This window comes from Duganella sp. BJB476 (assembly GCF_003416895.1).
GTDB lineage: Bacteria > Pseudomonadota > Gammaproteobacteria > Burkholderiales > Burkholderiaceae_D > Rugamonas.
This window is the reverse complement of record NZ_QVIO01000006.1, coordinates 188,453-209,471: the sequence shown is the minus strand read 5'-3', so window position 1 is coordinate 209,471 and position 21,019 is coordinate 188,453. Positions and strand designations below refer to the sequence as shown.

General features: G+C 60.3%; 21 protein-coding genes and 1 other RNA gene. 9 read left to right on the top strand and 13 right to left on the bottom strand.

Going from position 1 to position 21,019, the window contains the following annotated elements; genetic code table 11:
• Positions 1-4: 4 nt before the first annotated feature.
• The 7 genes from D0T21_RS22985 to D0T21_RS22955 are packed head-to-tail and all read right to left on the bottom strand — an operon-like array spanning position 5 to position 5,820.
• A complete protein-coding gene (locus D0T21_RS22985) occupies positions 5-1,978 on the bottom strand; it encodes a heme lyase CcmF/NrfE family subunit (protein WP_116992844.1) in 1,974 nt (657 codons plus the stop codon).
• On the bottom strand, positions 1,975-2,418 hold the full coding sequence (gene ccmE / locus D0T21_RS22980) for a cytochrome c maturation protein CcmE (RefSeq protein WP_070269894.1): 444 nt from the start codon (positions 2,416-2,418) through the stop codon (positions 1,975-1,977). Before ccmE ends, D0T21_RS22985 begins: the two co-directional genes overlap by 4 nt.
• Positions 2,415-2,582, bottom strand: coding sequence for a heme exporter protein CcmD (ccmD, locus tag D0T21_RS22975; protein WP_116992843.1), 168 nt, complete (start codon positions 2,580-2,582; stop codon positions 2,415-2,417). Before ccmD ends, ccmE begins: the two co-directional genes overlap by 4 nt.
• Positions 2,579-3,364, bottom strand: a complete 786-nt coding sequence (ccmC, locus tag D0T21_RS22970) for a heme ABC transporter permease CcmC (RefSeq protein WP_116992842.1) — start codon at positions 3,362-3,364, stop codon at positions 2,579-2,581. Before ccmC ends, ccmD begins: the two co-directional genes overlap by 4 nt.
• A 19-nt stretch (positions 3,365-3,383) precedes the next feature.
• Positions 3,384-4,052, bottom strand: coding sequence for a heme exporter protein CcmB (gene ccmB, locus D0T21_RS22965; RefSeq protein ID WP_116992841.1), 669 nt, complete (start codon positions 4,050-4,052; stop codon positions 3,384-3,386).
• Positions 4,046-4,696: a cytochrome c biogenesis heme-transporting ATPase CcmA gene (gene ccmA / locus D0T21_RS22960; RefSeq protein ID WP_116992840.1), complete on the bottom strand. Its 651-nt coding sequence runs from the start codon at positions 4,694-4,696 to the stop codon at positions 4,046-4,048. Before ccmA ends, ccmB begins: the two co-directional genes overlap by 7 nt.
• Positions 4,696-5,820, bottom strand: a complete 1,125-nt coding sequence (locus tag D0T21_RS22955) for a sigma-54-dependent Fis family transcriptional regulator (protein ID WP_116992839.1) — start codon at positions 5,818-5,820, stop codon at positions 4,696-4,698. Before D0T21_RS22955 ends, ccmA begins: the two co-directional genes overlap by 1 nt.
• A 291-nt stretch (positions 5,821-6,111) precedes the next feature.
• Between D0T21_RS22955 and D0T21_RS22950 the strand changes: the two genes are divergently transcribed.
• Both D0T21_RS22950 and D0T21_RS22945 read left to right on the top strand, forming a co-directional pair.
• A complete protein-coding gene (locus tag D0T21_RS22950; RefSeq protein WP_116992838.1) occupies positions 6,112-6,999 on the top strand; it encodes an RNA polymerase sigma-70 factor in 888 nt (295 codons plus the stop codon).
• 97 nt (positions 7,000-7,096) lie between these two features.
• On the top strand, positions 7,097-7,561 hold the full coding sequence (locus tag D0T21_RS22945) for a carboxymuconolactone decarboxylase family protein (protein ID WP_116992837.1): 465 nt from the start codon (positions 7,097-7,099) through the stop codon (positions 7,559-7,561).
• 2 nt (positions 7,562-7,563) lie between these two features.
• Here the strand turns inward: D0T21_RS22945 and D0T21_RS22940 are convergent, their stop codons facing one another.
• A complete protein-coding gene (locus tag D0T21_RS22940) occupies positions 7,564-8,673 on the bottom strand; it encodes a DegT/DnrJ/EryC1/StrS aminotransferase family protein (RefSeq protein WP_116992836.1) in 1,110 nt (369 codons plus the stop codon).
• A 120-nt stretch (positions 8,674-8,793) separates the two neighbouring features.
• Here D0T21_RS22940 and D0T21_RS22935 point away from each other — a divergent pair, with 120 nt between their 5' ends.
• Both D0T21_RS22935 and D0T21_RS22930 read left to right on the top strand, forming a co-directional pair.
• Complete coding sequence (locus tag D0T21_RS22935) at positions 8,794-9,813, top strand: diguanylate cyclase (RefSeq protein ID WP_229211605.1); 1,020 nt, start codon at positions 8,794-8,796, stop codon at positions 9,811-9,813.
• 230 nt (positions 9,814-10,043) lie between these two features.
• Positions 10,044-12,764 (top strand): LamG-like jellyroll fold domain-containing protein, encoded by a 2,721-nt coding sequence (locus tag D0T21_RS22930; protein WP_116994536.1) that lies wholly within the window; start codon positions 10,044-10,046, stop codon positions 12,762-12,764.
• 53 nt (positions 12,765-12,817) lie between these two features.
• On the opposite strand, the gene D0T21_RS22925 is transcribed toward D0T21_RS22930, so the two are convergent.
• Together D0T21_RS22925 and D0T21_RS22920 are read right to left on the bottom strand one after the other, a co-directional pair.
• Entirely contained in the window at positions 12,818-13,150 is a 333-nt protein-coding gene (locus D0T21_RS22925) for a helix-turn-helix domain-containing protein (RefSeq protein ID WP_116992834.1), read from the bottom strand.
• Positions 13,134-13,397, bottom strand: a complete 264-nt coding sequence (locus D0T21_RS22920; protein ID WP_116992833.1) for a type II toxin-antitoxin system RelE/ParE family toxin — start codon at positions 13,395-13,397, stop codon at positions 13,134-13,136. Before D0T21_RS22920 ends, D0T21_RS22925 begins: the two co-directional genes overlap by 17 nt.
• 1,545 nt (positions 13,398-14,942) lie before the next feature.
• Between D0T21_RS22920 and D0T21_RS22910 the strand changes: the two genes are divergently transcribed.
• The 4 genes from D0T21_RS22910 to D0T21_RS22890 all read left to right on the top strand — a co-directional run bounded on the left by D0T21_RS22910 (position 14,943) and on the right by D0T21_RS22890 (position 17,511).
• The gene (locus tag D0T21_RS22910; RefSeq protein ID WP_116994534.1) at positions 14,943-15,578 is read left to right on the top strand and encodes a HEAT repeat domain-containing protein; all 636 of its coding nucleotides are present in this window, start codon (positions 14,943-14,945) and stop codon (positions 15,576-15,578) included.
• Between the two features lie 63 nt (positions 15,579-15,641).
• Positions 15,642-15,974 carry a low molecular weight protein tyrosine phosphatase family protein gene (locus D0T21_RS32560; RefSeq protein WP_116994533.1) on the top strand — a complete coding sequence of 111 codons (333 nt, stop codon included), beginning with the start codon at positions 15,642-15,644 and terminating at the stop codon, positions 15,972-15,974.
• 94 nt (positions 15,975-16,068) lie between these two features.
• A complete protein-coding gene (locus tag D0T21_RS22900) occupies positions 16,069-16,590 on the top strand; it encodes a hypothetical protein (protein WP_147328160.1) in 522 nt (173 codons plus the stop codon).
• 360 nt (positions 16,591-16,950) lie between these two features.
• Entirely contained in the window at positions 16,951-17,511 is a 561-nt protein-coding gene (locus D0T21_RS22890) for a DUF2059 domain-containing protein (protein WP_158568040.1), read from the top strand.
• A gap of 86 nt (positions 17,512-17,597) precedes the next feature.
• Here D0T21_RS22890 and D0T21_RS22885 read toward each other — a convergent pair whose 3' ends face one another.
• The 3 genes from D0T21_RS22885 to D0T21_RS32550 form a co-directional block, all read right to left on the bottom strand.
• A complete protein-coding gene (locus D0T21_RS22885) occupies positions 17,598-18,812 on the bottom strand; it encodes an integrase arm-type DNA-binding domain-containing protein (RefSeq protein WP_116994530.1) in 1,215 nt (404 codons plus the stop codon).
• Positions 18,813-19,107: 295 nt separating this feature from the next.
• Positions 19,108-19,468: a transfer-messenger RNA gene (gene ssrA / locus D0T21_RS22880) on the bottom strand.
• A 192-nt stretch (positions 19,469-19,660) separates the two neighbouring features.
• Complete coding sequence (locus D0T21_RS32550) at positions 19,661-20,101, bottom strand: hypothetical protein (protein ID WP_229211604.1); 441 nt, start codon at positions 20,099-20,101, stop codon at positions 19,661-19,663.
• 254 nt (positions 20,102-20,355) lie between these two features.
• Between D0T21_RS32550 and D0T21_RS22870 the strand changes: the two genes are divergently transcribed.
• On the top strand, positions 20,356-21,000 hold the full coding sequence (locus D0T21_RS22870; RefSeq protein WP_116993449.1) for a TetR/AcrR family transcriptional regulator: 645 nt from the start codon (positions 20,356-20,358) through the stop codon (positions 20,998-21,000).
• Positions 21,001-21,019: the final 19 nt, after the last annotated feature.

Sequence of the window (21,019 nt, the reverse complement as noted above, 5' to 3'; positions counted from 1 at the left end):
CGGGTCAAATGGGAATCGCTGTGGTGGGCGGCAAGACAGTCGCTTGCCGCGCCAGCCGGTAACGTTTGTCGGATGCGGCCAGCAAGCCGCCAGCGGCGATAATCAGGCAGCCGGCCCAGATCCAGCCGACAAACGGCTTGCGCTGCATGCGCACCGCCCAGGCGCCGTCAGTGGATGGTTCGCCCAGCGACAGGTAGATGTCACGCGTGAAGCCGCGATCAATGGCCGCCTCCGTCATCGGCATCTGCTGCACGGTGTAGTAGCGCTTTTCCGGATGCAGCATCAGTACCTGGCCATCGCCGGTGCGCACTTCGAAGGTTGCGCGGGCGGCGATGTAGTTCGGGCCATCGACTTTCTCCAGCGCGGTAAAGCTGTAGCGCCAGCCGCTGCTGACGATGCGGTCGCCGACGCGCATGCTGGCGTCCTCGGAGACTTCACCGCCCTTGACCAGCGTGACACCGGCCACGAACACCGCCACGCCCGCGTGTGCAGCCAGCATGCCCCAGTAGCTCAAGGGCTGCTTGCCTAGATGGTGGCCGAGCGATACGCCCTGCCCCGGCGCCGCAACACGCTGATACAGATGCAGCGCCGTGCCGAGCAAAATCCACACCGACAGCATCAAGCCGCCCGCCACGGCCGGCGTCATCTTCCAGGCCAGCCAGGCTGCCAGGCCAAACAGCAACGACGTCTGCGCGATGCGCGACAACCGCGCCAGCACCGGCGGCAGCGGCGCCGACTTCCATTCGACGAAAGGCGCGGCCGCCATCAACACCAGCACCGGCAGCATCAGCGGCACAAACACCGACTCGAAGTACGGTGCGCCCACCGATATCTTGCCCAGGTCCAGCGCATCCAGGAACAAGGGATACAAGGTGCCCAGCAAGACCGTGGCCGCCGCCGTCAGCAGCAGCACGTTATTCAGCAACAGCAGCGATTCGCGCGAGAACAGCGCGAAGCGTCCGCCCAGCCCGACCGACGGCGCGCGCCACGCGTACAGCGCCAGCGAGCCGCCGATGACGATCGCCAGGAAGATCAGGATGAACAGGCCGCGGCGCGGATCGGTCGCAAACGCATGCACCGACGTCAGCACGCCCGAGCGCACCAGGAAGGTTCCCAGCAGCGACAGCGAGAACGCGACGATCGCCAACAGCACCGTCCAGTTCTTGAAGCTGCCGCGCTTTTCCGTCACCGCTAGCGAATGGATCAGCGCCGTGCCGACCAGCCATGGCATGAAAGAGGCGTTTTCCACCGCGTCCCAGAACCACCAGCCGCCCCAGCCCAGTTCATAGTAGGCCCAGAAGCTGCCCATGAAGATGCCCAGCGTGAGGAAGGCCCATGCCACCAGCGTCCAGGGCCGCGACCAGCGCGCCCAAGCCGCATCCAGCTGGCCGCTCAGAAGCGCCGCGATGGCGAACGCGAACGCCACCGAGAAACCGACGTAGCCCATGTACAGCAAGGGCGGATGAATGATCATGCCGAAGTCCTGCAACAGCGGATTGAGGTCGCGGCCATCGCGCGCGGCAGGCAGCAGGCGGTCGAAGGGATTGGAGGTGAACAGCATGAACAGCAGGAAGCCGACGCTGATCCAAGCCATCACACCCAGCACCCGCGCCGTCATCGCGGCAGGCAGGCGGCGGCTGAATACCGCCACCGCAGCGGTCCACACGGCCAGGATCTGCACCCACAACAGCAGCGAACCCTCGTGCCCTCCCCACACGGCCGCCACGCGGAAGTAGACCGGCAGCGTGGAATTGGAATTGGACGCCACATAGGCGACTGAGAAATCGTTGCCGACAAACGCGGCCAGCAAGCAGCCGAAGGCGAAGCTGACAAACACGAACTGGCCAGCCGCCGCAGGCCGCGCCAGCGCGATCCAGCGCTGGTTGCCGCGCCAGGCGCCGAGCAGCGGCAGGCTGCCTTGCACCAGCGCCAGGCACAGGGCCAGCATCAGCGCGAAGTTACCCAATTCGGCGATCATTTGTCCACCTTGGCAGTTTGCCGGCCTTTTTTCAGCGCGTAGGCGGCGTCCGGCGGCATGTAGTTTTCATCGTGCTTGGCCAGCACTTCGTCGGCCACGAAGCGGTGGTCGTCGCCCAGTTTCCCTTGCGCGACCACGCCCTTGCCTTCCTTGAACAGGTCCGGCAGGATGCCCCGATAGTGCACTGGCAGGCGCTGCACGGTGTCGGTGACGATGAAGCTGACGGTGATGCCGTCCGCCTCGCGTTTCAGGCTGTTCGGTTCGACCATGCCGCCCATGCGGAAGCTTTTGTTGTGCGGCGCTTCGCCGGCCAGCACCTGGCTGGGGGTGAAGAAGAAGACCAGGTTTTTCTGGAAGGCCGACAGTATCAGCCACGCCGCCACCAGCAATGCGCTCAATGCCGCCGCCAGCAACGCCAGGCGCTGTTGACGGCGCGTCATGAGCTTTCCCCGGCGGTGCGTGCGGCCTTCAGCGCGGAGCGGTGGCGCAGCGCGAGTGCAACCTGTTCTCCTACCAGCACCACCGCAACGACGGCGAACGAGCCCCATACGTACTTCGCATACCCACCCATCGCGATCAAATCGCTCCAGCTATCCCAAATCATTGTTGCTCCGTGATGTAACGTTGTACCCATTCCGCGCGCCGCTCGCGTTCCAGCACGATGGCGCGCAGTCTTTGCAGCGTGGCGGCGATGGCATAGGCCCACAATGCCAGCGTCATGATCAGCATCCCTTGCAGCATCAGCGTCGCCATCGTCGGCGCGCTGCGCAGCGATACCGAGGAACCCTGGTGCAGCGTGTTCCACCACTGGACGGAAAAATAAATCACCGGCACGTTGACCACGCCCACCAGCGCCAGCACGGCGCCGGCGCGGTCGGCGCGGCGCGGATCGGATATCGCCGCTTGCAGCGCCATGAAGCCGATGTAGAGGAACAGCAGGATCAGCTCCGACGTCAGCCGCGCGTCCCACACCCACCACGCGCCCCATGTCGGCTTGCCCCACAAGGCGCCGGTCCACAGCGCCAGGAAGGTGAACAAGGCGCCGGTGGGCGCCAGCGCGCTGGCCATCATCGACGACAGCCGCGTGTTCAGCACCAGCCCGACGGCCGCCCAGAAGGCCATCGCCAGGTAGATCAGCATCGACAGCCACGCTGCGGGAACGTGGACGAAGATGATGCGGTAGGCGTCGCCCTGCTGGAAATCGGTCGGCGCGGCGAACAGGCCGATATACAGGCCTATAGCCGACAGCAGCAGCGCGGCGGCCAGCAGCCACGGTATCAGGCGCCCGGCCAGCGGGAAGAAGGCCTGCGGTGCGGCGTAGCGCAGCCAGCTGCCGGCGCGCGGATGTTCGGCGCCGGTGGTGTAGAAGGTTCGGATGCTCAGCACAATGGTGTTCCTTCTTTAGTCATTCCAACGAAATCCGCAGCGCCGATGCGGTGGCCCACGGCGCCAGTGCCGCCGCGCCGGCCAGCAAGCCGCCTAGCAGCAGCAGATTGGCTTCGGCCGTGCTGCTGCCGGCATCGGCCACGGCGGCGCCTGCGCCGAAGATCAGCACCGGCGCATACAAGGGCAGCACCAGCAGGGCCACCAGCACGCCGCCGCCGCGCACATCCAACGTGAGCGCGGCGCCGATGGCGCCCACCAGGCTCAGTGCCGGCGTGCCGACCAGCAGGCTGAGAGCCACCGACGTCGTCGCCTCCCCACTCAAGCCGAACTGCAAGGCCAGTACAGGCGTCAGCAGCACCAGCGGCAGGCCGCTGACCAGCCAGTGCGCGACCACCTTGCCGGCCACGATCAGCACCAGCGGTTCGGACGACAGCAGCATCTGCTCCAGCGTGCCGTCGGCGTGATCGAGGCCGAACAGGCGGTTCAGCGCCAGCGTGCTGGCCAGCAGCGCCGCCACCCACAGCACGCCGGGGCCCAGTGTCCGAAGCAGTTCCGGCTCCGGCCCCACGCCCAGCGGGAATAAGGTGCAGACGATGACGAAGAACGTCAGCGTGCTCAAAATATCGGTGCGGCGGCGGAAGGCCAGCAGCAGGTCGCGCCGTATCACATGGGCCAGCGCGGTCAGCATGGCAGCAGCCGGTCCAGGTCGAACTGCTCCAGGCGCCGCGCTTGCAGGGCCTGCGCCTGGTGTGTGGTGTAGACCAGCATGCCGCCGCCCGCCAGGTGCCGGTTCAGCGTGCGGCACAAGGTTTGCACTGCCGCCTGGTCCAGCGCGACAAACGGTTCATCCAGCAGCAGCAAGGGTGGCAGCGGATCAATCGCCAGCCGCGCCAGCGCCACCCGCCTCCGCTGCCCCTGCGACAGCGCGCGCGCCGGCAGATCCGCCGCGCCGCCCAGTCCTACGCTGACCAACGCCACCACGGCCTGCTCGCGGCTGCACGCGGTGCCGGACAGTGTGCTGGCGGTGGCCACGTTCTCCCACGCCGACAGGTCGTCCTTGACGGCGCTAGCGTGGCCGCAGTAGATCAATTGGCGGTGATAATCCTCGCGTAGCTGCTGGATGGGACGGCCGTTCCAGCGCACTTCGCCGGCCAGCGGCCGCCCCAGGCCGCACAGCAATCGCAGCAGGCTGGTTTTGCCGCTGCCGTTGCCGCCCTTGAGCCACAAGGCCTCGCCGCTTTGCAGCTCGAAATTCAGATCGCTGAACAGCTGCCGCTCGCCGCGCGCGCACGCCAGCCGGTGCGCCTGCAGACGCATGGTCGTGGCCCCCATCAATGCTGCAGCAGTTCGCCGTGGCCGCCCACCGCGCCCAGCTCACCCGCCGTCTCGAAGCCGATCAGGCCAAAGCGCTTCAGGTGCGTGCGCAGGATGTTGCGGCTGATGCCCAGCACCCGCGCCGTCTGCACCTGGTTGCGATGGCAGCTGTCGAAGGCGGTGCGCACCAGGCCTTCCTCGAAGCGGTCGAACAGGTCCGGCTGGTCGCTGTCGATCATGCTGTTGACCAGCGCGGACAGCTGCTGCTGGAACGTGTCCGCGCTGGGACGCGGTGGCACCGCCGGCGTTTGCCGCGCGTGATGGCTGTGATGGCGGTGCGAGATGCCGGTCAGCTTCAGGTCTTCAGCCTGGATCTGGTTGTCGCGGCAGACGATCAGCGCGAAGTGGATGACGTTTTCCAGCTCACGGATATTGCCCGGCCATTCGTAGGACAGCAGCGCCGCCCTGGCATCCGCCGCCAGCGTGACGTTCTCCAGATTCAGCTTGCCGCTGTAGACATCGATGAAGTGGCGCGCCAGCGGCAAGATGTCGCCGGTGCGCTCGCTCAGCGGCGGCAGGTGCACGGTCGCCACGCCGAGGCGGTAGTACAGGTCGGAGCGGAAGCGGTCGGCCGCAATCGCCTTGTGCAGGTCGACGTTGGTGGCCGCCACCAGCCGCACGTTCAGCGGGATGGGCTGGCGCGCGCCGAGGCGCACCACCTGCCGCTCTTGCAGCACGCGCAGCAGCTTCACTTGCAGCGCCAGCGACAGGTCGCCGATCTCGTCGAGGAACAGGGTGCCGCCGTTGGCCGCTTCAAACCAGCCGGAGCGCGCCTGCGTGGCGCCGGTGAAGGCGCCCGCCTCATGGCCGAACAGCTCCGCATCGATCAGCGATTCGCTGAAGGCGCCGCAGTTGACCGCGACGAAGGGGCCGCGCCGCCCGCTCTGCGTATGGATGTGGCGCGCGATCAGCTCCTTGCCGGTACCGGTCTCGCCGATGATCAGCGTGGTGGCGTCGCTGCGCGCGATGCGCTCCACCTGTTGCAACAGCTCCGACGAGCGCGGATCATGAAACAGCATGGCCTTGGCGCGGATCGACAGGGTCATCCCGGACTGGTCGGGGAAGGTAAGTAGTTTGTCCACGGCGGTTCCTGTTATTGTTGAGGAGTCAAGTCAGCGTAAGGCGAATTTGTTGCGTCGCACACGAATCATTACGTACATCTAAATTCACATTCTGGATAAAGACACCACACGCCTTGTGTGGACTGGCGCGGCTTGCGGGAAGAACGTAAAATATTTTTGCGCAGAGTGTTGTATTTTTTTGCTGCACTGCGGGGTGCTATGAAATCAACAGTTCATCAACAGCTGATCAACATCTGTCACAAAACCGGATGCCAGCGCGTCTAAGCTCGACGACGACTACTTTTACTTGCCATGACCGAGACCACCTCCCCTGCCGAACTGGCCACCTTCGCCGCGCTGCGCCCACGGCTGTTCTCCATCGCCTACCGCATGCTCGGCACCCGCGCCGACGCCGAGGACGTGGTGCAGGATGCCTGGCTGCGCTGGCACGGCAGCGAAAAGGAAGCGGTGCAATCGGCCGAGGCCTGGCTGGTCACCATCACCACCCGCCTCGCCATCGACCGCCTGCGCTCGCGCATGGCGGAGCGCGAATCCTATGTCGGCTGGTGGCTGCCGGAACCGATCGTGGAGCTGGACGAGCGCACGCCGGAGAGCAGCGCGGAGCTGGCGAGCGAGGTGTCGATGGCCTTCCTGTGGGTGCTGGAGCGGCTGTCGCCAGAGGAGCGCGCGGCGTTCCTGATGCGGCAGGTGTTCGACCAGGACTACGCCGATATCGCGGGCATGCTGGGCAAGAGCGAATCGGCCTGCCGGCAGATGGTGCATCGCGCGCAGGAGCGCGTGCAGCAGCAGAAGCCGCGCTTCGACGTGCCGAAGGAGCAGCATCGCGATTTGCTGGTCAAGTTCATGGAGGCGGCCAAGGTCGGAGACCGCGCGGCCATGAAGGCGATGATGGCCGGCGATGTGCAGCTGGTGGCCGACGGCGGCGGCAAGGTCAACTCCTTCCTGCACATCCTGCACGGCGCGGGGCGCGTGGCGGGTGTGTACTGGTCGCTGGAACACCAGAACCCGAAGCAGGTCGCCTACCGGCAGGCGCGCGTCAACGGCGTGCCGGGACTGGTGCGCTACGTGGGCGGCAAGCTGGAATCGGCGCAATCCTTCCAGGTGGAGGATGGCCGCATCGTGGCGATCTTCATCGTGCGCAATCCGGACAAGCTGACCGGCGTGCCGCAATTTATTTGAGATTTTTTTAGAAAAGCTGTCACAGAACGCGAAGCCGGGGCGTCTTACAGGTATGGAGGGCGCAATGGTGTGCCCTCACTGACTGAAAGGCACCATCATGAACCACTCTGCCCGCATTCCTTTCTTCCAACTGGCACAACCCCAGCTGCAAGCCATGATCACTGTGTCCGGCGCCGTCAAAAAAAGCTCGCTAGGCGCGCGCTTGGTGGAGCTGATCAATCTGCGCGTGTCGCAGATTAACGGCTGCGGCGTATGCATCGACATGCACTGGCGTGACCTGATCAAGCAGGAAGCCAATCCGCGCCACCTGAACGCCATCGCCGGCTGGCGCGAAGCGCCGTTCTTCAGCGACCGCGAACGCGCGGCGCTGAACTGGGCCGAGGCGGTCAACGCGATCCCGCACCAGCATCCGAGCGACGACGACTTCGCCCTGCTCCAGCAGCATTTCACCGATAACGAAATCGCCGAGATCAGCTACACCATCGCCGTGATCAAGGGTTGGAACACCATCAACGCCAGCCTGCGCAACCAGATTCCGGAAGTGCCGGCGCCCGGCATGTAAGGTCAGTACTTGAGGACTTGTGCGACCACGGCGCAGACGTGGTCGACCTCTTCCAGCGTCATCGCCGCGTGCAGCGGCAGGGTGACGGTTTCGCGCGCGATGCGTTCGGCGTTGGGGAACTGGCCCTCGGTGTAGCCGTAGCCACGGCCGACGGTGGTCAGGTGGCAGGCCTCATACGACATGCCAGTGCCGACGCCCTGCGCCTGCAAGGCCGCGCGGAAGCTCTGGCGCGTGAGGCCGAACTGTTCGTACGGGATCAGCACATTGAACATGTTCCAGCTCTGGCGCGGCACGCCCTGTGGCGGCAGCACCACGCCCGGCACCGGCGGGAATTTTTCAAAGTAGCGCTCGACCAGCGTGGCGCGCTGCGCCAGGAAGCGCGGCAGCTGCTTCAGTTGATGGACGCCGATCACCGCCGACACGTCGGACATATTGAATTTTCCGGCGGCGATGGCGACGTCGCGCGTGTCGTCCGGCAGGCGCTTGATGCCGTGGAAGCGCAACAGGTCCACCAGTTTGGCCTCGTCCTCGCTGGCGACGACGATGGCGCCGCCTTCGATGGTGGTCATGTTTTTATTCGGGTGGAAGCTGAAGACGGCGATGTCGCCGAAGCCGCCCACCGGCTGGTCTTTCCAGTACGAGCCTTGCACCAATGCGGCGTCTTCGATCACGCGCAGCTGGTGGCGCCGGGCCAGCGCGTACAGGGCGTCGATGTCACCGAGCGCGCCGGGGAAATGGGTCGGCATGATGGCCCTGGTGCGCGGCGTGATGGCCGCCTCCACTTGCGCCAGGTCGATGGCGCGGGTGTGCAGCTCGCAATCGACGAACACCGGCGTGGCGCCGACCTTAACGATCATGTTCATCGCGGAGAAGAAGGTTTGGGCGGAGGTGATCACCTCGTCGCCGGGGCCGATGCCGCACACTTGCAGCGCGATCTCCATCGCGCCCGTCGCCGACGTCAGCACGCGCGTGGGACGCGCGCCGAAACTCTCCGATAGCGCGTGCTCCAGCTCAGTGACATTGGGGCCGGTGGCTATCCAATTGGAACGCAGCACGGCGGCTACGGCCTGGATGGTGTCTTCATCAAGTTGGGGTTGGGCGAATTTGAGCATGGATGTGGCCTGGGCGACGAAACTGGGGAGGATGATTCTACCAGCGCGGCGACGCCCGGTGATACCATAAAACTGCGACAAACTTCAGACCTCAGTTCTCAACTTGTAGCGGCCCCAAAAATGACAAATCAACCGGCGAACAACATCTCGCAGCTCAGCACTATCGAGTTGGTCGAAGCGATGCAGTGCATGCCCGTGGGCGTGACCATTATCGATCGCAGCCTGCAGATGCGATTCTGGAACGACGCGTTCTGCCGTCTGCTGGATTTTCCACAAGAGGTTATGCACGCGGGCGTGACGTTGCAGGAACTGTTCCTGTTTAACGCCAGGCGCGGCGACTATGGTCCCGGCGATCCCGATGACCAGGCCAGGGAACGCATCCGGCTGAGCATGATGTTTCAACCGCACCAGTTCACCCGCACCCGCGCCGACGGCACCGTCCTCGACATCACCGGCCGGGTGATCCATGACCCGGATGGGCAGGCGATCGGCTTCGTCACGATCTATCAGGATGTCACGCGCGAGCATCAGCATGCGCAGCATCTGCTGGCCGCCAACAAGGAGCTCCAGGTGGCCTATGACGATCTGCGACTGGCCCAGATCAGCTACGCGGCGATGGAAGAAGACCGGCGCCGCTACTATCAACTGGCGGTGCGCGATCCACTGACCGGCTTGTTCACCCGCTACTACATGGAAGACGCGGCGGCGCGCCTGATCGAACTGCATGAGCGCGACGAGGCCACGCGGCTGGCCTTGCTGGTGTTCGACATTGATCGCTTCAAGGACATAAATGATGCGCACGGGCATCTCGGCGGCGACACGGTGCTGCGTCATATCGCGCTCCTGCTCAAGCAGCACTCGCGCCGGTCCGATGTCGCGGTGCGTTTTGGCGGTGACGAATTTGCCGTTTTTCAATCAGGTATCGGCGACATGGAATGCGTGGCGTTTGCCGAGCGCTTTCGCGAGGCGGTGTGCGCAACCCGGCTGGATGGGGAGCTGTCCGAGTTGAGGCTCTCGATCAGCGTCGGGGTGGCCGAGCATCGGATCGGCGAATCGATGACCGACCTTTTGTCGCGAGCCGATGCGGCGCTGTATGCCGCCAAGCGCGCCGGCCGCAACTGCGTGCAAAGAGCGGATTAGGGTCTGCCTGGCCGAGGTTTTTCGCGGCCCTTTAACAAATCCGACAAGCCGGATTACGATTTTTCCCAATACCTGCGCACGATTGCCGCACAGCAATATTCACTGACATAATCCGCTCGTCGTCAGCGCGGCGCCCGCGATTGCGACTTCAGCAAGGACGCATTCCGGAGCGGCACCAGCCTCCCTGGCTATCCGGCATGCATGGCCCACTCTCACTCTGTCTGGATACCATGTCAAACACCAACCCACCCTTTTCCCCAAAACGACGGGCATTTTGTTCCAGCACGCTCGGATTCGCCGCGCTCGGCCCGCTGAGCCTGACAGCTTGCGGCGGCGGCGCGGATGCCGCCACCGCTGCCGCGCAGGTTGCGCCCAAACGGATGGGCGGAGCGCCTGGCGCTTTCGTCCATCCCGGCCTGCTGCACACCCAGGCGGACTTCGACCGCATGAGCCAGAAGGTCGGCGCCCAGGCATCGCCATGGATCGATGACTGGAACTTGATGCTTCAGAATAACCTGGCCAGCAACTCGTGGAATCCGGGGGCGCGACCGGTGATCTACCGCAACGACGGCGTGCATGGCGATAACGTCCAGAATCTGCAGTGGGACACCATGGCCGCCTACCTGAACGCGCTGCAGTGGAAAATCAACGGCAACCTCGCGGCCGCCAACACCGCCGTGAAGATCCTGAACGCGTGGGGCTCCACGCTCACTGGCATCAACATGACGGACGGCCACTGGGACGGCTACCTGGCCGCCGGATTGCAGGGTTATCAACTGGCCAACGCGGCGGAAATCATGCGCGGCTATTCCGGCTGGGCCGCGGCCGATCTGGCCACCTTCCAGCAAATGATGATCAACGTGTTCCTGCCGCTGACCGGAGGCTTCAGCCAGCTGACCGTGTTCTCCAACTGGGACCTGAGCAGCCTGGCCGCCACGATGGCCATCGCGGTGCTGTGCGACGACCGCACGCGGTTCGACAACGCGGTGAGCTACTTCAAGCAAGGCCTGGGCAATGGCGCGATCGCGCAAATGGTGTTTTACATCCACCCCGGCTACCTCGGCCAGACGCAGGAGTCCGGACGCGACCAGGGCCACAACATGCTCAGCATCGCGCTGGTCACCACCATCTGCGAGATGGCGTGGAACCAGGGCATCGACCTGTATGGCTACGATAACAACCGCGTGCTGGCCGCCTGCGAATATTCGGCCAAGGGCAATCTGATCCAGTCGGGGACGACCTACAATCCGGTCCCGTTCGTGAACTATGATGTGCCGGGCTTCTATTTCACCACGTTCTCCACCTCGGCGCAGGGCAATGCCCGGCCCGCATGGGCGCTGATCTACAACCACTACGTCAACCGCAAGGGACTGGCCGCCCCCTATACCCAACAGTTCGCGCAAAAAGTGGCGCCGGAAGGCGGCGGGCGCTATCCGCAAACGGGCGGCACCTGGGACCAGCTGGGCTATGGCACGCTGCTGTTCACGCGCGATCCGATCGCCGCCGGCGTGGCGCCCAGCGGCCTGAGCGCCGTGACCACCGCAGGCCAGGTGGTGCTGTCGTTGTGGGGCAGCGCCTACGCGACCGGCTACACCGTCAAGCGCGGCACGACCGCCGGCGGTCCCTACGCGGTGATCGCCACCGGCATCACCGACCTGCTGAGCTATACCGACGCCAACCTGGCGAATGGCGTGTATTACTACGTCGTCACGGCCAGTACGCCATCCGGCGAGACGGCCGCGTCGAACGAGGCGCAAGGCATCGCCGGCGTCAGGCTACACACCCGCCTGGCGTTCGACGAGGGTAGCGGCACTACTGCCGCCGACAGCAGCGGCAACGGACACATCGGCACGCTGGCCGGTGGCGCTGCGTGGGCGCCGGGCGTGTCGGGACAGGGCACGGCCCTGGCGCTGAACGGCAATGGCGCGTACGCCAGCCTGCCGGCCAATGTGGTCGATACCGTCGGCGACTTCACCATCGCGGCCTGGGTGTACTGGAACGGCGGCCAGACCTGGAGCCGGATCTTCGATTTTGGCAGCAACTCCCTGCATTACATGTTCCTGTCGCCGCACACCGGCCGCGGCACGCTGGGGTTCGCGGTCACGCTCAATGGCTCGGACAGCGAATGGCGCGTCGACGCGCCGACCTCGCTGCCGACGGCGCAATGGGTGCATGTCGCGGTCACGCTGGCGGGCACCGACCTGACCATCTATCTGAACGGTGCGCCGATCCAGACCACCGCCAACTTCCGCATGCCGCCATTCCAGGTCGGGCATACCACGCAAAACTATATCGGCCGCTCGCAATTCTCAGATCCGACCTTCAGCGGCATGATCGACGACTTCCGCATCTATAACGGCGCGGCCAGCGCGGCGGACATCGCCGCGCTGAGCGGCTCGTCGCTGCCGGCGCCGATGTTCGATGTCGACGTCGGTTCGGTTGCGGTGAAAGGCAGCGCCAGCCTCGCCAACGGTGTGTACACGGTGGCGGGTAGCGGCGCGGATATCTGGGGCAACAGCGACGGCTTCCATTTCGCCTCGGCCTGCGCCACCGGCGACGGCAGCATCACCGCGCGCGTGGCGAGCATCGGCAACAGCAACGCCTGGGCCAAGTCCGGCGTGATGATGCGCGCCACGTTGGACGGCAACGCGCAGAACGTGATGCTGGCGGTCACTCCCGGCAACGGCGCGCAAATGACTTACCGTGGCTCCACAGGCGGTGGCACCAGCACGGTCAACCAGCTGGCGGGGATCACGGCGCCTTACTGGGTGCGGTTGGCGCGGGCTGGCAATACCTTCACCGGCTTCATTTCGCCGGATGGGGTGAACTGGACGCAGGCGGGCAGCATCGACGTCGGCATGCCGGCGACGGTGTTCAGCGGGCTGTCTGTGCTGTCCCACAACAATCCGTCGTTGAACGCCTCCACCTTCGACCATGTAACCTACGCCTGACTTGGGCATCGCGCCGGCCGTGGCGGGCCGGCGCGACGGGAGAACAACTGCATTTACAAGCTCAACTGTTCTAGCGCCACACCTAGCGCCACGGCGATTTTTTCGCGACTCGACTTACGCAGCTTGGCGCTACTCTCTTGGACTGCATAGGACGACTGTGCGATGCCCAAGCGACTAGCAACTTCTGCTTGCGTCAGCCCCAGATGTTCGCGCCAGGCGCGGATCGGCGTGACGCCATCCTGGATGACTTTGCCGACCACTTCGTTGGGAACGGTGAGTTCTGGTCTCTGCTTGGTCATGGTTAGATAATCGTTGTAGGGGATGACAGCGAACGCTGGCAAACCATCCGGTCCCTTCAAGATCTGAATGTTAATAGGTGCGTTCACTTCGTTTTCTCACTTGGGCGATGGTGATGACGACAGGGTTGCCGTGCTGGTCAATTTCGAAAACAATTCGGTAGTCGCGGACGCGCAATCGGTAGTCTTCGCGGCCTTGCAGGCGTTGGATATCGCCATCGCATATCGGCCAGGCTGCTAATTTCTGGACCGCGTCATAGATAGCCTCGCGCTTCGCTTGGTCCGCGATCTTGCGAAGCTGACGCACGGCTTGAGGCTTCCAGACGATTGAGTTCATGAGAAGTATAGCTCAAATATAGCTTTATCAATCTAAAGCTATACCGCACGCAGGGTATCGGATTTGATCAAATTTCTGCGTGGAAATTGATGCTGAGAGGAAAAATCGCCTGCGGCGATTTTGAAGTCAGTCGAATCGGAGAGGGTTGCGCTTGCAAGCGCAACCCGCTGCGCGGGCGCCCCGCATGCGGGGCGAATTCCCCGCTCCGCCCCGCCGTCCGTGCCGGACGCGGTTTCGATTCCCGCCAACGCTAGCGATAGGATTAAAAACAAAAGGCCCCGGCGCTTTCGCGCCGGGGCCTTTTGTTTTTAATCCAGTGGTGGAGTCGGCGTCAATCGAACTGCAAAATCGCCTCATAGGGAAAATCGATAAAAACGCCGCGCTTATCTTTCCAGTTACCCCCAGAACGTACCCAGTATGTCGGCGGTGGCGAACAGACGGTAAAGCGAGAGACCTGCAAGCGCCATATGTTCAGCTTGAAGCCAGGAATCTTCGTCGGATTGGCTTTCCGCGTAGGCAGGCATACGGCTGCCGATATAGCTCCAACGCGTTTAATGACTGCTGGCGCGCTTCCAAGACAGGTCTGCGGGCAAAGTGACGTTCGAGGAACGCAGGCGATTCTGGGGCCGGCAATCCGCTCAGTCGATGACGATGCCAAGTCACCATTGGCCGTGCCAGTTCTTTGCCTGACACAACGGGTTGACGCTGGCTGGATTGGACCGCTTGATTTCACTTCAATGGCCGTTTTAACTGTTCAGCTCGGCTAAATATTGGCCTATTCGTCGTCCTAAAATTTTTCCGGTACGCATCAGTACAACTGGCAGTTGCAAAAAGTCGCGCTCAGTTACGGAAAAATCGCGATTAACAGCGTTTCAACCGCGCTTAGTTGCGGAGAAATCGCGTTTGAAACGCGTTTCTACAGCGTTCGATCGCACTCAGTTGCGGAAAAAAAGCGCAGAAATGACGGGCAGGATATGTGAAGTTAGCTAACCTTGCGGTTTGCTAACTCCACTTCCCTTATTTGCACCTGCGGTGCTCAACGGGAACCTGCCCTGCGGGGCAACGCTGCTGCCGCAGCGGTCGTTTAATGCAGTTCATCTTGCACAGGCTTTGTCCGCTGCCAAACGGCAGTGAAATCGTTCGCACGACATGTGGAAATTTGCGCATTTTCCTGTTTGGCAAAATGGTATGCTTTCCCAAACGAAAAGGTCTCATAGCTAAGAGCAATTTTGCAGGACATGTATGGATGGCTTCGGCCACGATAGGTAAATGCTTGGGGGGGGAGATGGATCGAAGAAATATGCGGGGCTACATCAATGCAATGATCAGCCTCCTAGGGTTGGTGATTGCGAGCGCGACGGCATGGGAGATGTTCTTCCCGGACCCTCACTTCGTTAAGATGGCAGGTTTTATCGCATTTGGCGCGCTTTGCATTTTTCTCCGTGCTGTACCGCCAAAATTTTTGATTCCAAAGTCGAAGAGATAGTTTTGCAAACTTCCGCAGCCACAGGCAGACTGCCAGGACAATTGGAAAGATAAAGAAATATGGCTGCAGATTTTCGTGCCGAGGTCGAAAAAGTTCGCATTTGGCTAACCACCAACCGTTGGGTAGATCAATATGAGTTCTGGTGGAGCGAAGGTGGCGTGATAAGCGCTCTCCAAGAATTCTTGACGCGCGTGCCGCCTGAGAACTGGTCTGACGATGATGTCACGGACATACTCTACGTGCTTGAACAGGTCAATACAGATTACATTGCTGAACTGGTCGCACAAAGCGAGCAGACGATGCTGGCGATCGCCAAGCATTCTCTTGCTAGAGGCGGGGTTGCTGGCGACGACATTGCTGAGCATCTAGGGTACTGCGTTCAGCGTCGCGATGAGGCGGAAGTGCTACTGATTGCGTTTATGCGGGACGAGCACGAGCGCACGCGTAGAATGGCACTACTCTCATTGGCGCACATGCGATCACCTGCCGTTCCTGCTCTTGCCAAGGCTGCTTGGAAAAGTGGAGACGAGTATTCGCAGATGGGGGCACTTTCAGCGCTCAACACAGTCGGTTCAGACCTGTTTGCGTCGTACCTTTCACTAGCCTTGGCGGATAGACGAGAGAATTTGCTTGCCTTAGCTAAAAGGTATGCTGATGAGCTAGCGAAAGATAATTCGCATCAACTATCGAGCTAAGCCGAGACCGGCCAGAAGCTGCCGTTCCCAACATTTAAAAAGATACTTTGAGGTTGAAATCGATTGAAGCGTGCACTGTTCATCTGTAGCCAAAACCGTCTGAGAAGCCCGACAGCTGAACAGATATTCTCTGCTTGGCCAGATGTTGAGACCGATTCGGCGGGGTTGGGTGGCGATGCAACTGTACCGCTGTCTTCTGAGCAAATAGCTTGGGCAAACATCATATTTGTGATGGAAAAAGCCCATCGGAATCGACTCTCATCCAAATTCCGTTCATATTTAAATGGGAAGCGAGTTATCTGTCTCGATATTCCGGATGACTATGAGTACATGCAACCTGAGCTCATAAAGCTCTTAGAAGTAAAAGCCGGTCGTTTTTTACGTTCGTCCTCATAGGCCGAACTCGGCCAAAAGCTGTAGTCGTTGCGCTTGCGCCAACCGCTGAAAATGGTTTTGCAACGGTCACCCATTTAATTAACCAAGGGATGTAATGAAATTTTTTCGCTATGTTTTGTCCGCAATAGTTATGCTAACTGCCCCGCAGGTATATGCTGATGTGAACGATTCAATTACCGACCGCAGGTTTTCGATACCGTTAGGTGCGCAAGGGCTGGTGATGCCGCGCGCGGACTGGGCGTTGAACAAAGAACAAAGACGTTCGGATGGTAAGGTCGCCTATTACATGATGTACAGTGAACAGGCACGTACTGTCTTTTCGGTCTACATAGACAAAACGGGACCTTGCCGGTCAGCGGATGACTGTCTGAAAGAGGCGCTGAAGAATCCTCTGTACAAGGATGCGCAAGAAATAAAGATGACCGATGACCGTCAATTCAAGGTAGCTTACTTTTATCTCGATAAGCCGCAAGGTTTAGCGGTGAGTCAAGCGCACGTATTGGCGAGCGCTTATGTGGATGGATTGTGGTTCGACATCCATATTTCCCAGACCAACAAAGAACGCCCGGATATCGGGGGGCTGCTGGAACTGATGAAGACACTGCAATTGAAATAAGAGCCATGACCCGTCAACGCGAAAACTCGGCGTATGAAAATAGTGTTGTTGCCAGCGATAGTGCGACTTTTATCGGCCAGAAGCAGACCACCAGGACAATTGTAAAGACAAAGAAATATTGCTAAACCGGCATGTGCCAAATGGTACGCCTTTGAACGTGTTGCAAGAGTTAGGCGGCTGGGAAAGTCCTCAGATGGTACGTCGATATGTCCACTTTTCTGCTGGGCATTTAGCCGTATACGTGTCAACATTGCAATGTTAATTTTGCCGAATGGACGTTAGACTATTGTTCGCATTGCGGTTATTGTCGGTTGGTTAATACCTTAATGAAATAAAATGATAAGTGATAATATTATATTTATGAAAAAATTTATGTTTGAAAATTTGTTTTTTATTGTGTGTATGGTTATGCCTTTATTCGTGTTCGCTGAATCAACTACATCTACGACAAAACAAGGTGCGCAGTTGGGAAAGCTTTTAGATTATCAGTCTGTGCCGACTTCATTTAAAGATCAGTGCGAGCTAAGTCAAGCTGCGGCATTAGACCCGAAATCTATTTTCAAGGTGCAGCCGGATGCATTTGGCGGCATAACTCCAGAATCAAAGTACTGGCCGAGAGTAGTAGCAGCATACAAGAAATATCAAGTGGAAATTTGTCGACAGTCAAATATTGATGGCGTCAACGATATAGTCGCAAAAGAAATGGCTAATAGTTTATCGCAGAAAGAATTACGTGCTGCCATTGCTTTTTTTTCTTCGCCTGAAGGGCAGGCGTTTAAGAAAGCTAATATTCGCTCCTGGGAAGCCATTAGTCAGCAGGTAACAAAAGCGAACGCTACCCCCTTTGAATCTCTTGCGTATAAGAAAGTCAACAAAGAAATTTCAGACATTGTTGGAGAATTTCAAAGGAATCGTAGGTGATGCATTTAGGCTGTACTGACGATACTGAAAAATGAAGAGGAAGAGCTGGTAATGTTGATAGAGGTCTGCTAAGGGGTTGCAGCCGCTCAGTCGCCATGCGCACCACTATCTGTTTGGCGCCCCTCCCTCTTTATACGGTCCAGATAGTCTGACCATTGCTGCATCATCTTTTTTCGTTCGGGCAGGTGCGCCGTGCGGTTATAGGCCCTGCCGTTAGGGTCCCTCACTGCATGCGCCAGCTGGTGCTCAATGAGATCCGGACGCACACCAAGCACCTCATCGAGAATGGTGCGTGCCATCGCACGGAAGCCGTGCCCGCTCATCTCTTCTTTTTCAATGCCCAATCTCCGCATGGCCGCCAAAATCGCGTTATCACTCATCGGCCGTTCATTCGTGCGGGCACTGGGAAAAACGTATTCGCCGTCACCTGTTATGGCGTATAGCTCCCGCAATACAGTCAGAGCTTGCGAAGACAGCGGAACAATATGCTGAGTATCGGTCTTCGAGACGTGAAACCGCCATTCCGCATTACCAAGGTCGAAATCGCTCCACTTCGCTTTCCGCAACTCGCCAGGTCGAACAAAGACAAGTGGTGCCAGACGTAACGCGCAAGCGACGACTGACGAGCCTTCATAGTTATCCAACGCACGCAACAAGGTTGCAACTTTGCTGGGTTCAGTCACAGCGGAGAAATGCTCGCCTCGGACAGGCGGAAGCGCTCCACGCAAATCGCCCGTTGGATCACGCTGAACACGGCCAGTAGCGACCGCATAGCGAAACACTTGGCCACAGTTTGCAAGCGCCCTGTGAGCTGTTTCAAGCGCTCCGCGTTGTTCTATTCGACGTGCGACCGAGAGCAGATCCGGTGCCGAAACGTCTACGACTGGCCTTCCGCCGATCCAAGGAAAAACATCGCGCTCCAGTCGACGCAGAATACGGTCGCCGTGATGTTCTGCCCAGGTAGGGGCGTACTTTGCATGCCATTCCCGCGCCACAATCTCGAAACTGTTGGCGGCATGCTCTTGCCTTACGCTCTTCTGTGCTTTGCGCTGAAGTCCAGGGTCTATGAAGTGCGCCACAAGCCTGCGGGCCTCCTCTCTTCTCTCCCTGGCGTCCTTCAATCCAATGTCCGGATAGACGCCCAGCGAAAGCAGTTTTTCCTTATTTTCAAAACGATACTTCAAGCGCCACCATTTACCGCCGTTTGGAGTGACGATGAGAAAAAGTCCACGCTCGTCGTACAGCTTGTAAGGTTTCACAGCTGGTTTCGCGTTCTTAATTTTGACGTCGGTAAGTAGCATGGGTTGTCTCCGTCTGAAACTTTGGAGTTCTCCTGCCATCGATAGTTCCCATACCGCGTTGAGGTAAATCAAACGGTTCAGAGCGCTTTCCGTGCGAGGCAACCGCGCCATCACGCTCACCTCGACAAACTGGGGTAACTCCCCGCCGTCGTTGGCTGTTACCCCTGACAGTTACCCCACTTTGCTATCGGATGCCGGCGGTCGTCCACGTACGTCGGCGGACGGCCGCTCATAGTAAAAAACCCGCTCGGAGGCGGGTTTTTGGTGCTTCATGAGGCTGCTTAAAACGTATTAGTGGTGGAGTCGGCGGGAATCGAACCCGCGTCCGCAAGCACTCTACAGACAGTTCTACATACTTAGCACTATCATTTAATTTAACCAGTACAACACGGATGTGCACGTTTTGGACTAGCGATTCACCTTAGATTTAGCGCGGATTGAAGTGACCCCTCACAGCGCGAGTCCCTGTAAATGACTCCACAGCTTTTAACGGCCCACCCCAGGGACGAGGTGTTGTGGAGCTAACAGCAATTAAGCTGCCAGTGCGTACGAGTTATCGTTTGCAGTTAAGTTTTTTCAGGTTGTATTTACGAGGTAGCCCGCCCTCGGTATGCCCTGCGCTGCTTTGCAACCCACGTCGAAACCAGGTCGACCCCACAGAACTCCATTTTACCGCACTTTGCCCGCGTTCGCACCCTCCCCCTGAAGAGCACGTCAAACGCCCGTCATATTTGACCGTTATGATGATCGCAGTTCTCACACAGAACGACCATTTAGCGCCTCCCAGAGGCGGCTACTACCGGCGCCGGCGGTCGGGAAATATACCGGCACCAACACTCTACACCTCGCTAAAACACGGCTCCAGCCTTGGCCAGCAGGCCGAAAATCCCCAGGAAACTCGAAACGATCAGGGCAACCAGCCAGCGGAACTGTGCATCACTGCGGTCCATGCGCTTCTGGCTCTCATGAATCATCGTGTCAATACGGATCGTCGTCTCGCGATGCATATTGTCGATGCGACTGCTGATGTCCCTGTGCATGCCGTCCAAGCGGCTGGTAGTGTCTCTCTGCAGTTCGTGGATCTGCGCATTGACCGCAAGGGAATGATCCGCCGTCTCTCTTCTGATTTGTTCAAACTTGGCGTCTACCAGCTTGAAGTTATCTGCAGTCTCCTTGCGCAACTCATCTATCCGCGCCGTGGTCTCGCGACGCAGCTCATCGATCCGGGCATTGACCTCCTTGAAGCCGGCACCCATCTCCTGCCTTAGTGTTTCCATCTCCGGGCTCATATCCTCATCCTCGGCACCACTGTGGCCGTTGTCAAGCTGAGCTAACGCGTTATTTTTCGCATGCTTGGAACGGCCCCTGGCCTATCCAAGCAGCTTAATCCCGGCTCCGCGCTACATCTCTGATCTGCCTCAAGCCCATCCTTGCGCAGCGTTGTTGCGACGCAGCATAAAATAGGATTTCTGCATGCTTTTTCGGGTGCGAGCGGCGCTCTGCATTAAAATGAAAGCCACACTTCCCGCGCCTGAGCCTCGCCATGCCCGATGCCGCCGTCCTCGCCGCTGCCAGCCCCAAGAAACGCGGGCGGCCCCACAAGGGGGAAGGCGGCGGCCTGCGCGCCGAATTGCTGGAGAAATCGGCCCAACTGTTCCGCACCAAGGGCTACGACAACACCACCGTGCGCGAGATCGCGGCCGCCGCCGGCATCCAGGCCGGCAGCTGGTTTTACCATTTCAAGTCCAAGCAGGACATCCTGGCCGCCATCATGGAACAAGGCCTGGCCCGCTCGCTGGCCGAGATCGAAGCCATCGCCCGCCAGCCGCTGCCGCCCTGCGAGCTGCTGCGCCAGCTGGTCGAGGCCCATCTGCATACGCTGCTGGCGCCCGACCACCATTTCATCGCCGTGCTGCTGTACGAGTGGCGCTCGCTGGACGAGTCCTCGCGGGCCCGCATCGTCGCCCTCAAGGACCGCTACGAGGCGGTGTGGGACCACGCCATCGCCGCGCTGCACCGTTCCGGCGACTGGGCCATGCCCTCGCAGTTCGACCGCCTGCTGATCTTCGGCGCGCTGAACTGGACGGTGCAATGGTACAAACCCGGCAGCGGCGTCGACGTCCAGCAACTGGCCCGGCAGGCAATGCTGTTCATCTTGCGCACGCCGGCCGCGCTTGAGGCACAATAGAGGCGTATCTTGAAAGGAA